The 14,212-nt window shown below is 68.3% G+C and carries 13 protein-coding genes; 5 read left to right on the forward strand and 8 right to left on the reverse strand.

The window, feature by feature from the left end:
- The first annotated feature begins 161 nt into the window (after window positions 1-161).
- The 4 genes from ACLIVD_RS25190 (at window position 162) to cysC (ending at window position 4,891) form a co-directional block, all read left to right on the forward strand.
- Window positions 162-1,022, forward strand: a complete 861-nt coding sequence (locus ACLIVD_RS25190) for a universal stress protein (protein ID WP_280782427.1) — start codon at window positions 162-164, stop codon at window positions 1,020-1,022.
- A gap of 247 nt (window positions 1,023-1,269) precedes the next feature.
- Complete coding sequence (gene stf0 / locus ACLIVD_RS25195) at window positions 1,270-2,073, forward strand: trehalose 2-sulfotransferase (protein WP_283333639.1); 804 nt, start codon at window positions 1,270-1,272, stop codon at window positions 2,071-2,073.
- Window positions 2,070-3,008, forward strand: a complete 939-nt coding sequence (gene cysD / locus ACLIVD_RS25200; protein WP_280782425.1) for a sulfate adenylyltransferase subunit CysD — start codon at window positions 2,070-2,072, stop codon at window positions 3,006-3,008. The genes stf0 and cysD overlap by 4 nt, the downstream gene beginning before the upstream one ends.
- Window positions 3,008-4,891: an adenylyl-sulfate kinase gene (gene cysC, locus ACLIVD_RS25205; protein WP_283333638.1), complete on the forward strand. Its 1,884-nt coding sequence runs from the start codon at window positions 3,008-3,010 to the stop codon at window positions 4,889-4,891. The genes cysD and cysC overlap by 1 nt, the downstream gene beginning before the upstream one ends.
- Here cysC and ACLIVD_RS25210 read toward each other — a convergent pair.
- The 8 genes from ACLIVD_RS25210 to ACLIVD_RS25245 form a co-directional block, all read right to left on the reverse strand.
- The gene (locus ACLIVD_RS25210; RefSeq protein ID WP_283333636.1) at window positions 4,888-6,381 is read right to left on the reverse strand and encodes a UDP-N-acetylmuramoyl-L-alanyl-D-glutamate--2,6-diaminopimelate ligase; all 1,494 of its coding nucleotides are present in this window, start codon (window positions 6,379-6,381) and stop codon (window positions 4,888-4,890) included. The genes cysC and ACLIVD_RS25210 overlap by 4 nt on opposite strands.
- 56 nt (window positions 6,382-6,437) lie before the next feature.
- Window positions 6,438-7,817, reverse strand: coding sequence for a sulfatase family protein (locus tag ACLIVD_RS25215; protein WP_283333635.1), 1,380 nt, complete (start codon window positions 7,815-7,817; stop codon window positions 6,438-6,440).
- A gap of 25 nt (window positions 7,818-7,842) precedes the next feature.
- A complete protein-coding gene (locus ACLIVD_RS25220) occupies window positions 7,843-8,856 on the reverse strand; it encodes a sulfate/molybdate ABC transporter ATP-binding protein (RefSeq protein WP_009473975.1) in 1,014 nt (337 codons plus the stop codon).
- Window positions 8,853-9,659 (reverse strand): sulfate ABC transporter permease subunit CysW, encoded by an 807-nt coding sequence (gene cysW / locus ACLIVD_RS25225; protein ID WP_009473976.1) that lies wholly within the window; start codon window positions 9,657-9,659, stop codon window positions 8,853-8,855. The genes ACLIVD_RS25220 and cysW overlap by 4 nt, the downstream gene beginning before the upstream one ends.
- Entirely contained in the window at window positions 9,656-10,495 is an 840-nt protein-coding gene (gene cysT, locus ACLIVD_RS25230; protein WP_280782465.1) for a sulfate ABC transporter permease subunit CysT, read from the reverse strand. Before cysT ends, cysW begins: the two co-directional genes overlap by 4 nt.
- A 49-nt stretch (window positions 10,496-10,544) precedes the next feature.
- Window positions 10,545-11,576, reverse strand: coding sequence for a sulfate ABC transporter substrate-binding protein (locus ACLIVD_RS25235; protein ID WP_283333634.1), 1,032 nt, complete (start codon window positions 11,574-11,576; stop codon window positions 10,545-10,547).
- 181 nt (window positions 11,577-11,757) lie between these two features.
- Window positions 11,758-11,886: an Ms4533A family Cys-rich leader peptide gene (locus ACLIVD_RS25240; RefSeq protein ID WP_368681004.1), complete on the reverse strand. Its 129-nt coding sequence runs from the start codon at window positions 11,884-11,886 to the stop codon at window positions 11,758-11,760.
- An 87-nt stretch (window positions 11,887-11,973) separates the two neighbouring features.
- Window positions 11,974-12,156: a hypothetical protein gene (locus ACLIVD_RS25245; protein WP_005247996.1), complete on the reverse strand. Its 183-nt coding sequence runs from the start codon at window positions 12,154-12,156 to the stop codon at window positions 11,974-11,976.
- 86 nt (window positions 12,157-12,242) lie between these two features.
- Between ACLIVD_RS25245 and ACLIVD_RS25250 the strand changes: the two genes are divergently transcribed.
- A complete protein-coding gene (locus ACLIVD_RS25250; RefSeq protein ID WP_283333633.1) occupies window positions 12,243-14,198 on the forward strand; it encodes a glycoside hydrolase family 15 protein in 1,956 nt (651 codons plus the stop codon).
- Window positions 14,199-14,212 lie beyond the last annotated feature (14 nt).

Here is a 14,212-nt window from a genome sequence, read left to right on the forward strand (position 1 = left end):
TGGCTGTCGTCCTGGCTGTCGTCGCTCGCCGTTCACTCGAGTATCCTCGCGGACCGCGTCGATCGCATCGAGATCGCGCCGGGATCGGCTGCCGACCGATTTACCTCTGGCGCGTCGCCGCCGTCCTGGACCAAACTGGAATGGAGGTGAGGAGCACCCCCATGAGCACAGCACGGATTCGACGCGGCATCGTGGCAGGCATCGACGGATCGGACGGCGCGCTGGAGGCGGCGGCGTGGGCTGCATCCGCCGCGAGGCGCTTCGAGGAGCCGCTGCGCCTCGTCCACGTGTTACCCAAGCATCCGAATTCCGCGGACGGTCACCCCGAAGGCGATGAGTTCCTCGACGCCGCCGAGCGCATCGTCCTGGACGGGCAGCAAGACCTGGAAGTCGAGCGCAGCACCCACCCCGGTCCGCCCGCCCACGCGCTGGTGGAACTGTCCAAGACGGCCCGGATGCTGGTTCTCGGGCCCGCGGCCACGAGTGAGATGAAATCGGTGGTCGCCGGTTCCGATGTCGTGCGGGTGTCGAACCGAGCCGAATGTCCGGTGGTCGTCTGGCGCGGCATCCAGGGCCACGAGGTCAGCGAAACCCGCCCCGTCGTGGTGGGTGTGGACGGCAGCGAACTGAGCGACATGGCGGTGGCCCACGCGTTCGAGTTCGCGGCATTCTTCGGCGCTCCCCTCGTCGCGGTGCACACATGGGCCGAGCACTCCACCCTCGGTGCGTGGTACTCGGAGGAACGTCGCTTCACCGACTGGTCCGATCTGGTCCAGCACGAGGAGGCGTGGCTCGCCGAGAGCCTCGCCGGGTGGCGCGAGAAGTACCCCGATGTCGAAGTCACGCGCTGCCTCGAGCGTGGTGGGCCGATGAAAGTGCTCCTCGAATACTCGTTCGGTGCGCAGTTGATCGCCGTCGGCAGCCACGGGCGAAATCCGTTCACCGCGTCGATCGTGGGCTCGACGAGCCAGAGTCTCATCCACCACGCCCGGTGTCCGGTACTCATCTGCCGAAAAGGCTGAATACCGTAAGCGTCCGTTTCACTCTTTCGATCAGCCTGATTCATATTCACCATTCGCGGGCCCATTCCCGGGGCACGGCGCGAACCGAATTTCTACGTCAGAACACTGCTCCGACCTGCTCAAATACACAACGCCACAGCGCTGATATCGCAGACTCACACGCAGCAGAAAATGCCAAGTGTTTCAATCACGCTAATTCGATTTCCTCCAGATTTCGGCACCGAATTTCGCGTTTATAGTTTCCGGCATGTCGGAGCCACGCTCATATCTCGTCTGCGCATCACAGCGCAGCGGCAGCACTCTGCTCGTCGAATCTCTTCGCGCCACGACCGTCGCCGGCAACCCCGAGGAGTTCTTCCAATACCTGCCGTCCACCAGTCGATCACCGCAGCCGCGGCAGTGGTTCGAGGGTGTCACCGACGAGGCGGTGCTCTCGCTGCTCGCCCCGCTCGAACCGGGGACCGCCGACACCCGCACCGCGGAGCAGTGGCGCGATCAACTGCTCAGCCTCGGTCGCACTCCCAACGGGGTGTGGGGCGGAAAGCTGATGTGGAACCAGGTGCCGCTCGTCCTCGACCGCGCCGCCGGACTTCCGGACCGCTCCGGTGACGACCTGCGGTCCGCCCTGGACGACATCCTGGGCCGCGACCTCGCCTTCATCCATGTCTACCGGCGTGACGTCGTCGCGCAGGCGGTGTCGATGTGGCGGGCGGTGCAGACTCAGGTGTGGCGCGACGACGCCACCCCACCCGCCCCGCACGACGGCGCCGAGTACCACGCGGGCGGCATCGCCCACCTCGTCCGGATTCTGCGCGATCAAGATGAGCAGTGGCGCAACTGGTTCGAGGTCGAGGGACTCGACCACATCGACATCGGTTTCGACGATCTCGTCGCGGCGCCGCAGGCGACGGTGGCGAAGGTGCTCGTCGAACTCGGCCTCGACACCGATCTCGCGCCCCCGCCGCCGCTGAAGCGGCAGAGCGACGGCCGCTCCAAGGAATGGGTTCTGCGGTATCGGTCCGACGCCGCCGCGAACGGACTTCCGCTGTGACCGCCATCGGCGCCGCGGCGCCGCTGGACAGCGCCGCACGGGTGGACGAACTCCGTGCGCTGGAGGCGGAGGCCGTGCACATCATCCGCGAGGTGGTCGCCGAACTCGAGCGGCCGGTTCTGCTGTTCTCGGCCGGCAAGGACTCGATCGTGTTGCTGCGGCTGGCGGAGAAGGCGTTCCGGCCGTCCCCGTTGCCGTTTCCCGTCCTGCACGTCGACACCGGGCACAACTTCCCCGAGGTGATCGAGTTCCGCGATCGCCGGCTCGCCGAGGACGGTCACCGGCTGATCGTCGCGTCGGTGCAGGAGTCGATCGACAGGGGTCGCGTCACAGAATCGGGCGGGCCCGGCACGTCCCGGAACCGGCTGCAGACCCGCACCCTGCTCGACGCCCTGGAGGCGCACCGTTTCGACGCCGCGTTCGGCGGCGCGCGCCGCGACGAGGAACGCGCCCGCGCGAAGGAGCGGGTGCTCAGCTTCCGCGACGAGTTCGGGCAGTGGGATCCGCGTTCGCAGCGGCCCGAGCCGTGGTCGCTGTACAACGGGCGGATTCGCCGAGGTGAGCAGGTCCGTGTGTTCCCGCTGAGCAATTGGACCGAACTCGACATCTGGCGCTACATCGAACTGGAGAACCTCGCGCTGCCGTCGATCTACTTCGCCCACGAGCGGCAGGTGTTCGAGCGCGACGGCATCCTGCTGGGGTTGTCCGAGTACACGCTGCCCACCGAAGACGAACTGGTGCAACGGCTCCGGGTGCGGTACCGCACGGTCGGGGACCTGACGATCACCGGCGCCGTGCGCTCGGACGCCGGCGACGTCGCCGGCGTGATCGAGGAGATCGCCGCGGCCACGGTCTCCGAACGCGGCGAGACCCGGGCCGACGACAGAACTTCCGTTGCCGCGATGGAAGACCGCAAGCGCGAGGGGTACTTCTGATGACCACCACCGGCCGGCCCCGTCAGCTGCTGCGGCTCGCCACCGCGGGCAGCGTCGACGACGGCAAGAGCACCCTGATCGGACGGCTCCTCCACGACACGGGCAGCCTGCCCACCGACCACCTCGAGGCGGTGACGAACGCCGACGGCGAGGCCGACCTCGCCGCCCTGTCCGACGGGCTGCGCGCCGAACGCGAACAGGGCATCACCATCGATGTCGCGTACCGGTTCTTCTCCACGCCGACCCGCAGTTTCGTGCTCGCGGACACGCCGGGGCACGAACGGTATACCCGCAACATGTTCACCGGTGCGTCGAACGCCCACGTCGCCGTGCTGCTCGTGGACGCCCGCACCGGGGTGCTCCGGCAGACCCGACGCCACGCCCGGATCGCCGACCTGCTCGGCGTGCCGCACCTGGTCGCGGTGGTCAACAAGATCGACCTCGTCGACTTCGACGAGACCCGTTTCAAGGAAGTCGAATCCGAACTGGGCCTGCTCGCGCAGCGGCTCGGCGGCCGCGACCTCACGGTGATCCCGGTGTCCGCCACCCGCGGCGACAACGTCGTCACACGGTCGGATTCGACACCCTGGTACGACGGGCCCACGATCCTCGAGTATCTCGAAGAGGTCGAACTCGCCGCACCGTCCGCGGTCCCGTCCGAGCTGCGACTGCCGATCCAGTGGGTGGCGCGTCCCACGGACGATCGGCGACGCCGCTACACCGGCCGGCTGTCCGCGGGCACCCTGTCCGTCGGCGACGAGGTGGTGGTCCTGCCTGCGGGTTCCCGCAGCACGGTCACCATCCTCGACACCCTCGATCCGAACCGGTCCGTCGCGGTCGCCCCGCTGTCGGTGTCGTTCGAACTCGCGGACGACCTCGACGTGGCCCGCGGCGATCTCGTCGTGAGCGCCGCCGCCGACGCGACCGCACCCGTCCCGGCCCGCGAGATCGACGCGACCGTGTGCTGGCTGAGCGAGACACCGCTGCGGGCAGGCGACCGGGTGGCGCTCAAGCACACCTCCCGCACCGTGCGCGCCACCGTTCAGGAATTGCACACCCGGCTCGATCCGGAAACCCTCGAAGAGCACGACTCCCCCAGCGAACTCGCCCTCAACGACATCGGCCGGATCACGCTCCGGACGAGCACGGTGGTGCTCCCCGACCCCTACGCCACCAATCGCGACGCCGGCGCGTTCATCCTCATCGACGAGCAGAGCAACGACACCGTCGGCGCCGGAACCGTCGGCGAAGCCCGGGAAGTCGTGCCCGGCGAACAGACCCGGCACGACATCAAGTGGCACCCGTCATCACTGGAACGGGATCGGCGCTGGTCCGCGACCGGGCAGCGGGGCGCCACCATCTGGCTCACCGGGCTGCCGGCGTCCGGGAAGTCGACGGTGGCGGTCGCACTCGAGCGGACCCTCGTCGACGCCGGACGAACCGCGTACCTGCTGGACGGCGACAACGTACGGCACGGCATCTCGGACGACCTCGGGTTCTCGCCCGGCGACCGGGCCGAGAACATCCGCCGCGTCGGTCACCTCACCCGGTTGTTCGCGGACGCCGGGGTGGTCGCCATCGCGTCGATGGTGTCGCCGCTGCGCTCGGACCGTGCGATCGCACGGGCGCTCAACGAGGCCGCGGGACTGCCGTTTCTCGAGATCCACGTGAGCACGCCGGTCGACGAGTGCGAACGGCGTGACCCCAAGGGGCTCTACGCCCGGGCGCGCGCAGGCGAACTCCGCGGCCTCACCGGGATCGACGCCCCGTACGAGGCCCCCGAGAACCCGGATCTCGCATTCGACACCACCGGCGCCGATCTCGACGATCTCGTCGCGCGGATTCTCGCCGAACTCGCCCGGCACGAGATGCCACTGGTCTAGCCGGCGGCGAGCCGCTGGAGTGCCTCGTGGAGTGCGATCCGGTCGTCGAACACACGTCGGCGCGGCCCGTATGCCTGAACCCGGTCGTGCCCACGGCCTGCGACCACCACGACGTCGCCCGGCGAGGCGAGGGTGACGGCGGCGACGATCGCCTCGGCGCGGTCGGGGACGACGAGCACTTCGGCGTCGCCACCACTGCGTGCACCTCGCGCCACGTCCTCACGCAGGCGCTGCGCGTCGTCGGAGTACGGACTCTCGTCGGTGACGATGACCGTGTCGGCGAAACGGGCCGCGGTCGCGCCGAGCGGCACCCGCTTGCCGAGGTCGCGCTCACCGGTCGCCCCGACGACGGCGATGACCCGGCCTCGCGTCAGCGAGCGGAGGTACGGAAACAGACGTCGCTGACCGGCCGTGTTGTGCATGTAGTCGACGAACGCGAGGAATGCCTGGCCCGCGTCCACCGCCTCCAGGCGTCCGGGCACGGTGTCGAGGTTCTCGATCCCGGCGACCGCGGAGTCGAGGTCCACCCCGCGAACCGCGAGGGCGGCGATCGCCGCGAGTGCGTTGTCCACCTGGTGCACTCCGAGCAGCCGGAGCCGCACCGGTTTCGGCGCCCCGGCGCCGTGGAGGGTGAACGACGTACCGCCCTCGTCCGCGTGCACGGCGGACGCGGAGAAGTCGGCCGCGGTCGTCCTCGACGAGAACGTCACGCGGGGCACGGTGACGGTGGCGGCGAGGCGGCGTCCGAACTCGTCGTCGACGCCGACGGCTGCCGCGGCGCAGCGCCCCGGTTCGAACAATCGCGCCTTCGCCGCGAAGTACGCGTCCATGTCGGGGTGGAAGTCCAGATGGTCGCGGGCGAGGTTGGTGAACACCCCCACCCGGAACGACGTTCCGTCGATTCGGTGCAGGGCGAGGCCGTGGCTCGACACCTCCATCGCGACGGCCCCGATCCGGTGCTCGGCGAACGCGGCGAGGGTCTGCTGGAGCTCGCATGCCTCGGGCGTGGTCCGGGTCGCGGTGCGTGACCCGTTCGGTCCCCGGACGGCGATCCCCGTCATCATGCCGGTGCCGACACCTGCCGCACGCAGTCCCGCGTCCAGCAGGTACGCGGTGCTGGTCTTCCCGTTCGTCCCCGTCACACCGTAGACGTCGAGTGCCTCGGACGGATTGCCGTACACCCACGCTGCCAACGGACCGAGAGCACGACGCGGATCGTCCACCACGATCGTCGGCAGGATGTCCGACCCGCGGTCGCTGAGCATCGCGACAGCACCGCGCGCCGCGGCCTCGACCGCGAACTCGATCCCGTGCCGGTGCCGCCCCGGCAGCGCCGCGTACACGTCGCCGGCCCGGACGAGACGAGAGTCCTGGCTGATACCCGTCACCGCTGCCTCGCCGGACCCGGAGAGTGTCGCCGAGCAGCCGAGGCGGCGCACCATCTCGCGCAGCAGCTTCGGCGGAGTGCACCGCGGGCAGTCGACGCTCACACTTCCAGTGCACCACTGCCGCGCAGGTCGCGAGCACGGAACCGCATCATCCGCCCCTACGTGGCTACACCGCTCCGCGGCTCGTCGAGAATTCCGCGGTCCGAACTGTAGGCCGAACGCACGTCCGGCACCCGCTCGAGAGTGGCGAGGTATTCCTCCATGGCCTTCCGGGCGTACGCCGTTCCCTCTTCCTCGCTCGGGATCGAGTCGCCCGTGGCCCGTCGCCACGTCGCGAGTTCCAGCGCCAATTCGGCCTGCGTCCCGGCGAAGTCCTCGGTATCGGCCAGGTTGTCGCGTTCGCCGGGGTCGGCGACCAGGTCGTAGAGTTCCCGGCTCGGACGCGGCCGGAGATGCTCGGTGCCCAGCGCCGCACCGGACAGGCTGTTCTCGATATCGAGAGGAAGATCGAGCTTGGGCCGAGGCGCGTAATTCTCGATGTAGCTGAACTGCTTGGTGCGCACCGCGCGAATGGGATCGAAGCTGTCGTGGAACGTCTTCTCCGTGAACAGGACGTCGCGTGCCGTCGACTCCGACCGGCCCAGCAACTGCCCGGCGTGGGAGACACCCTCCACGGCCGCGGGGATCGGGACGCCGAGCAGTTCGAGAAGGGTGGGAACGAGATCCACCCCGCTGAACAGGTCGTCGTAGACGCGAGGCGACGCCCGCAGCCTCCGCGGTGGGCGGATGAGCGTCGCAATTCCGGTGCCCGGCGCATACAGTGTCGACTTCGCACCGGGGAACGCCTCGCCGTGGTCGGTGAGGAACACGACCCACGTGCTCTCGTCGAGCCCCTCGGCGTCCAGCGTCTGCAGCAACCTGCCGACGGCCGCGTCGGCCACCTCGATCGACCCGTGGAATCCGGCCAGATCCTCACGGACCTCCGGCCGGTCGGGCAGGTACGACGGAACGTCGAAACCCTCGGGATCGGCGGGGACATACCTGTCGACCGGGTACGGGCGGTGCGTCTCGAAGAAGCCGGCGGTCAGCAGGAACGGTTGCGGAGGGAACCGCGACAGCCACCGCGACGCCCGATCGGTGACGTATTCGCAGTACGAATTCGTCACGTCGTACTCGTGGAAGCCGAGCCGCTTGGGATACGCGGTCTCGTGCTGCATCCCGAACAGGGACGTGTACCAGCCCGCCTCCGCCAGCAGGGACGGCAGCGTGCGGACGTCGTCGTGGTACTGCCAGCCGTGGTGTGCGAGGCCGATCAGCCCGTTGCTGTGCGGGTACCGGCCCGAGAACAGGGCGCCACGCGACGGCGAGCACAGCGGCGCCGCCGCATGCGAGTCCGTCAGCAGCACACCCTCCGCGGCGAGCCGGTCGAGGTTCGGACTACGTACCCCGGACGCGCCGTAACACCCGAGGTGACGGCCCAGATCGTGCCAGTGCACGATGAGAACGTTGTCACGGACGGGATTCACCGGGGTCGCCACAGTCGCCTCCTACATCGGCGGGGAGTTACAGGGAGACCGGAACTTCGGCCTCCGGGAGTTCGGGAGCCCGCGTGGCCCGCGCGTACACGGTCTCGCCTTCCTGCAGGCCGAGTGCCGCGCTGTCGCCGCGAGTCACCTGCGCGGAGAAGGGTTCGCCGGTCGCCTCGTTACGCAGATCCACCCGCACCTCGAATCCCAGGTGCACCACTCGCTCCACGGTGGCCCGGGTGACGCCGAGCGATTCGGCCGTGCCTGCCTCCTGGGCGAGGGCGAGGTCGGGATCGCGGCCGAGGCGGATGTCGTGCGGCCGGACCAGCTGACCGTTGAGCTTGGCCACCGACCCGAGGAACGACATCACGAAATCGTTGTGGGGGCGGTCGTAGAGGTCCTCCGGTTCGCCGATCTGCTCGATCCGGCCCTTGTTGAGGACCGCGATCCGGTCGGCGACGTCGAGCGCCTCCTCCTGGTCGTGGGTGACCAGCACGGTGGTCACGTGCACCTCGTCGTGCAACCGGCGCAGCCAGGTGCGCAGGTCCGTGCGGACCTTCGCGTCGAGCGCGCCGAACGGCTCGTCGAGGAGAAGCACCTTCGGGTCCACGGCCAGGGCCCGCGCGAGCGCCATCCGCTGACGCTGACCGCCGGACAGTTGCGCCGGATAACGGTGCTGGAAGCCGTCGAGGCCGACGATCTCGAGAAGCTCGTTGACCTTCTTGTCGATCTCCGGCTTGGGCCGCTTGCGGATCTTCAGGCCGAACGCGACGTTGTCGCGCACCGTCATGTGCTTGAACGCCGCGTAGTGCTGGAACACGAAGCCGATGTCCCGCTTCTGCGGGGAGATGTCGGTGACGTCGTTCCCGCCGATCACGACGGTGCCGGAGTCGAGGGACTCCAGCCCGGCGATGGATCGGAGCAGCGTCGACTTGCCCGAGCCACTGGGCCCGAGGAGCGCGGTCAGCGAACCCGAGGGGATGTCGATCGTGACGTCGTCGAGAGCAGCAAAGGACCCGTAGTTCTTCCGGGCGCCGGTCACGGTAATCATGTGGTGCTCCTCTTGCGGTCGAGCAGGGTCATCAGAAGCAGGGTGATCAGCGCAATCCCCATCAGCAGGGTGGCTGCGGAGTAGGCACCGAACGTGTTGTGGTCGTCGATGTAGCGCGAGTGCACGAGCAGGGTCAGGGTCTGCGACACACCGGGGAAGCCCGAGGACACCATGATCACCGCACCGAACTCGCCCAGCGAGCGGGCGACGGTCAGGACCACACCGTAGGTGAGGCCCCAGCGGATGGCGGGCAGTGTGATCAGCCAGAACGTCTGCCAGCGGCTCGCACCGAGCGTCGCGGCGGCCTGTTCCTGCTCCTCGCCGATCTCGTGCAGGACGGGCTCCACCTCCCGCACGACGAACGGCAACGTCACGAAGAGGGTGGCGATGACCATGCCGGGAAGCCCGAAGATCACCTTGAACCCCAGCGATTCGAGCCCGCCGAACCAGCCGTTGGCACCCCACAGCAGGATCAGTGACACACCGACGACGATGGGTGAGACGGCGAACGGCAGGTCGACCACCGCCTGCACCAGGCCGCGGCCGGGGAAGCGGCCCCGGACCAACGCGAGGGCCGTCACGATCCCGAACACCACGTTGACCGGGACGACGATGGCCACGATCAGCAGGGACAGGTTGAGTGCGGAGATCGCGGCGGGGGTGCTGATCGACTCGATGAAGGCGCCGATCCCGTTCTCGAACGTGCGGAACAGGATGATGACGATCGGCACCACCAGCAGGCCGAACAGATAGAGCAGCGCGACTGCGCGCAGGGTGATCCGGGTGGACCCCGAGAGCTTCATTCCGCCTGCTCCTCACGACGCTGCCCCCGGCTGGCGAAGACCCGGAGGGCGAACAACGTCACGAACGCGATGGCCAGGAGAGCCACCGACACGGCCGCCGCGGCGGCCGGCCGATCGATTTCGATCTGCTGTTGAATGTACTGGGAAGCGACCTGGGTCTCTCGGGGAATGTTTCCGCCGATCAGGACGACGGACCCGTACTCGCCGATCGCGCGGGCGAATGCGAGCCCCGCGCCGCTGATGATCGCCGGAGTCAGGGTGGGCAGCACGACGCTCCGGAAGATCGTCCAGTTGTCCGCGCCGAGTGAGGCCGCGGCCTCCTCGACTTCCCTGTCCACCTCGATCAGCACCGGCTGCACCGAGCGGACCACGAACGGCAATGTCACGAATGCCAGTGCCACGATCAGACCGGGCTGCGTCGCGTTGAGGTGGACGCCGATCGGGCTCTCCGGGCCGTACAGCGACAGCAGCACGATGCTGGCCACGATGGTCGGCAGCGCGAACGGCAGGTCGATCAGCGCGTTGACGGCCCGCTTGCCGGGAAATTCGTCGCGCACCAGCACCCATGCGATGAGCGTGCCCATGATCACGTTGATCACGGCCACCACCACCGACACCACGACGGTGACGCGCAGGGACGCCACCGCCACGGGCGAGGTGATCGCGTCCACGAAGCCGCCGATTCCGTCGCCGAACGAGGCCACGGTGAGCGCGGCGAGTGGCAGGACCACGATGATGCTCAGCCAGAGCGTCGCGATACCGATGCCGAGCGGTCCCACCGCACCGGTGACCCGGGCGACCTTCTTGCGCGTAGGCGGAACGGGCGGAGACGGCACCGTGGTGCCGCGTCCGCCCGTCGCCGTCGTCGTGTCGCTCACGTCGGTCTTACTTGGTTGCGTTGTCGTAGATCACTGCGATGGACCCGGTGTCCTTGGCGAACACCTCGGAGTCGACCTTGGACCAGCCGCCGAGATCGGCGATGGTCCACAGCTTGGCCGGTTCGGGGAACTTGTCGGCGAACTCGGTTGCCACCGCGGGATCGACCGGGCGGAATCCGGCCTCGCCCCACAGCTTCTGGCCCTCGGTGGTGTAGAGGAAGTCCTTGAACGCGTTGGCCTTCTCCAGGTTCTTGCTGTTCGACAGCACCGCGACCGGGTTCTCGATCTTGAACGTGGTCGGCGGGGTCACGTGCTCGACGGGGTCACCGTTGCCCTCGATGAACAGCGCCTCGTTCTCGTAGCTGAGCAGCACGTCACCGGTGCCCTGCAGGAACGCCTCCGACGCCTCGCGGCCCGACTTCGGCTGAATCTTCACGTGGTCGTTCACCAGCGACGTGATGTAGGCCAGACCGGCGTCCGGGTCCTGGCCGCCGTTGCTCTTCGCCGCGTACGGTGCCAGCAGGTTCCACTTCGCGGATCCGGAGCTGAACGGGTTGGGGGTCACGACCTCGACGTCGGGCCGCAACAGGTCGTCCCAGTCGCGGATGTTCTTCGGGTTGCCCTCACGCACGACGATGGTGACGACCGAACCGAACGGAATCCCGTTGTAGGCGTCCTGGTTCCAGCTCTTGTCCACCAGGCCGGCGTCGACGAGGCGCGTGATGTCGGGTTCGACGGAGAAGTTGACGAAGTCGGCCTCGGCGCCGTCCTTGACCTTGCGGGACTGGTCACCGGAGGCACCGTAGGACGGCTGGAAGGCCACACCCTTGCCCTCGTCGGTGGCGTTGAACGCGGGGATCAGCTTGTCGAAGCCCGGCTTCGGCACGGCGTACGCGTACAGGTTGATGGTGCCCGCACTGCCGTCGGCACCGGCCGAGTCGCCACCGACGGTGTCGCTGGCGCCGCCGCTGCACGCGGTCAGCGCCACAGCTCCGAGCGTCACGAGGGCCGTGAGAAGACTACGAGAACGGCGTTTCATGGGAGAAACCTTCCTGGGGATCTGTCACAGAGGGGTGGTGCGAAAAACGTGGGAGGGGGTGCGAGAGGAGGAACGCAGGGATCGCCCGAGCGGAATCAGGAATGCGAACGAAAATAAGCAGCGCGAGACCGGTCGAGCGTGCACGGTGTCACTCGCGCGCAGTGCTGTGTGCGAGGAAAAATCAACAACAGTCGATGTCGGCGACTGCGAGCATGCCGACAGCGATCAACGCCAATTCATGGCGGACCTGGTGTACAGCGGCTTCAGACACGCCGTGGACTGTAGCAGAGGCTGAACCAACCGCCCACATCGAACGGGATTTACCGGGTGACCAGCCATGCGACGACGACGAGGACGAGCAGCGCGAGCAGCGCGAGTGTGACGCGTGAGCGCGGCATCAGGGTTCCTCCACCTTCGAGACGTCCCGCCTGAGCAGGACGAAGACTGCGGCCAGGCCGCGATCGAGCAGCCACGCCAGTCCCCGGCACACCGGCACCATCACCAGCAGCACGAGGGCGACCTGCGGAACGAACGGGAGCCCGGCGATCCACAGCTCGAAGCCGTCCCACCAACTCGCCATCCGGTCCACCGTGCCACCCTATCGTTCGCCGGCACGTGGTCGGCGCACAGGTGGACGCCGCGACGACGACGGCCGATGATGAGCAGATGGTGTCTCTCGATGCGCACTCGGACGACCAGCCCCGCTCTGCCGCGCATCGTCACCGTCGCGCGTTTCCGCCGATCGACGATTACGCGTTCCTGTCGGACTGCGAGACCACGTGCCTGATCGCCCGGAACGGGGCGGTCGAGTGGATGTGCATCCCCCGGCCCGACTCCCCCAGCGTCTTCGGCGCCGTCCTCGACCGCAGCGCCGGCCACTTCCGGATCGCGCCGTACGGGCAGAACGTGCCCGCCGCCCGCCGCTACCTGCCGGGCGGACTGATCGTCGAAACGACGTGGCAGACCGAAACGGGGTGGCTCATCGTCCGCGACGCACTCGTGCTCGGCCCGTGGCACAACGTGGAGCAGCGGTCCCGCTCCCATCGCCGCACCCCCACGGACTGGGATGCCGAACATGTCCTGCTGCGGACCGTCAAATGCGTGAACGGCACCGTGGATCTCGAGATGAGCTGCGAGCCCGCGTTCGACTACCACCGCGGCGACGCGGTGTGGGAGTACACGGGCAAGGTCTACGAGGAAGCCACCGCCACCTGCAAGTCGAGTGGTGCGGGCGACCACCCCACACTCCGGCTGACCAGCAACATGAAGCTCGGGCTGGAAGGGCGCGAGGCCCGGGCCCGGACCCGGATGGTCGAGGACGACAACGTGTTCGTCGCACTGTCCTGGTCGCACATGCCTGCGCCGCAGACCTATGACGAGGCTGCCGAGAAGATGTGGCAGACGGCGAAGTTCTGGCGGGAATGGATCACGACCGGCCGCTTCCCCGACCACAAGTGGCGTGGCTACCTGCAGCGCAGCGCCCTGGCGCTGAAGGGGTTGGCGTACGCCCCCACCGGCGCGCTGCTCGCCGCGTCGACCACGTCGCTTCCGGAAACCCCCGGGGGCGAACGAAATTGGGACTACCGCTACGCATGGGTGCGCGATTCGACATTCGCACTGTGGGGGCTGTACAGCCTCGGACTCGACCGGGAGGCCGACGACTTCTTCGCGTTCCTCTACGACGTGTCCAGTGCCGACGACGGCAAGTACCGGCCGCTGCAGGTGATGTACGGCGTCGGCGGCGAGCGGAAACTCGTCGAGGAGGAACTGCCGCACCTGTCCGGCTATGACGGCGCGCGCCCGGTGCGGATCGGAAACGGTGCGTACGACCAGGACCAGCACGACATCTGGGGAACGATCCTCGATTCCGTGTACCTGCACGTGCGATCGCGTGAGCGGGTGCCGGAGACGCTGTGGCCGATGCTCAAACGTCAGGTCGAGGAGGCGATCGAGCACTGGCAGCTCCCCGACCGCGGCATCTGGGAGGTGCGCGGCGAGCCGCAGCACTTCACGTCGTCGAAGATCATGTGCTGGGTGGCGCTCGACCGGGGCGCGAAACTCGCCGAGCAGCAGGGCGAGACGAGTTATGCGGACCGGTGGGCCGACCTCGCCGACGAGATCAAGGCCGACATTCTCGAGCACGGCGTCGACGCACGCGGAGTCCTCACCCAGCGTTACGGCAGCGACGAACTCGACGCCTCACTCCTCCTCGCTCCGCTCCTGCGGTTCCTGCCCTCGGACGACCCGCGCATACGCGCCACCGTGCTCGCCATCGCGGACGAGCTGACCGAGGGCGGGCTGGTGCTGCGCTACCGGGTGGAGACCACGGACGACGGGCTCACGGGCAAGGAGGGCACGTTCACCATCTGTTCGTTCTGGCTCGTGTCGGCGCTCGTGGAGATCGGCGAACTCGACCGCGCGAAGCGCCTGTGCGAGCGGCTCCTCGGGTTCGCCAGCCCCCTCGAGTTGTACGCGGAGGAGATCGATCCCGAGTCGGGTCGGCACCTGGGTAACTTCCCGCAGGCGTTCACCCATCTGGCGTTGATCAACGCGGTCGTCCACGTCATCCGCGCCGAGAAGGCCGCGGCGAGCGGCTTCCACCCTGCCCACTACACGGGGTGATCCGGCCGAGACCC

The sequence above is a fragment of the Rhodococcus sp. G6(2025) genome (genome assembly GCF_058628105.1).

Bases quoted from the DNA above. Each gene is read 5' to 3' on its own strand.
- stf0 (WP_283333639.1), top strand. From the start codon at position 1,270: ATGTCGGAGCCACGCTCATATCTCGTCTGCGCATCACAGCGCAGCGGC.
- ACLIVD_RS25235 (WP_283333634.1), bottom strand. From the start codon at position 11,576: ATGAAACGCCGTTCTCGTAGTCTTCTCACGGCCCTCGTGACGCTCGGA.
- ACLIVD_RS25190 (WP_280782427.1), top strand. From the start codon at position 162: ATGAGCACAGCACGGATTCGACGCGGCATCGTGGCAGGCATCGACGGA.
- ACLIVD_RS25250 (WP_283333633.1), top strand. From the start codon at position 12,243: ATGGTGTCTCTCGATGCGCACTCGGACGACCAGCCCCGCTCTGCCGCG.
- cysC (WP_283333638.1), top strand. From the start codon at position 3,008: ATGACCACCACCGGCCGGCCCCGTCAGCTGCTGCGGCTCGCCACCGCG.
- cysW (WP_009473976.1), bottom strand. From the start codon at position 9,659: ATGAAGCTCTCGGGGTCCACCCGGATCACCCTGCGCGCAGTCGCGCTG.
- ACLIVD_RS25245 (WP_005247996.1), bottom strand. From the start codon at position 12,156: ATGGCGAGTTGGTGGGACGGCTTCGAGCTGTGGATCGCCGGGCTCCCG.
- ACLIVD_RS25240 (WP_368681004.1), bottom strand. From the start codon at position 11,886: ATGTGGGCGGTTGGTTCAGCCTCTGCTACAGTCCACGGCGTGTCTGAA.
- ACLIVD_RS25220 (WP_009473975.1), bottom strand. From the start codon at position 8,856: ATGATTACCGTGACCGGCGCCCGGAAGAACTACGGGTCCTTTGCTGCT.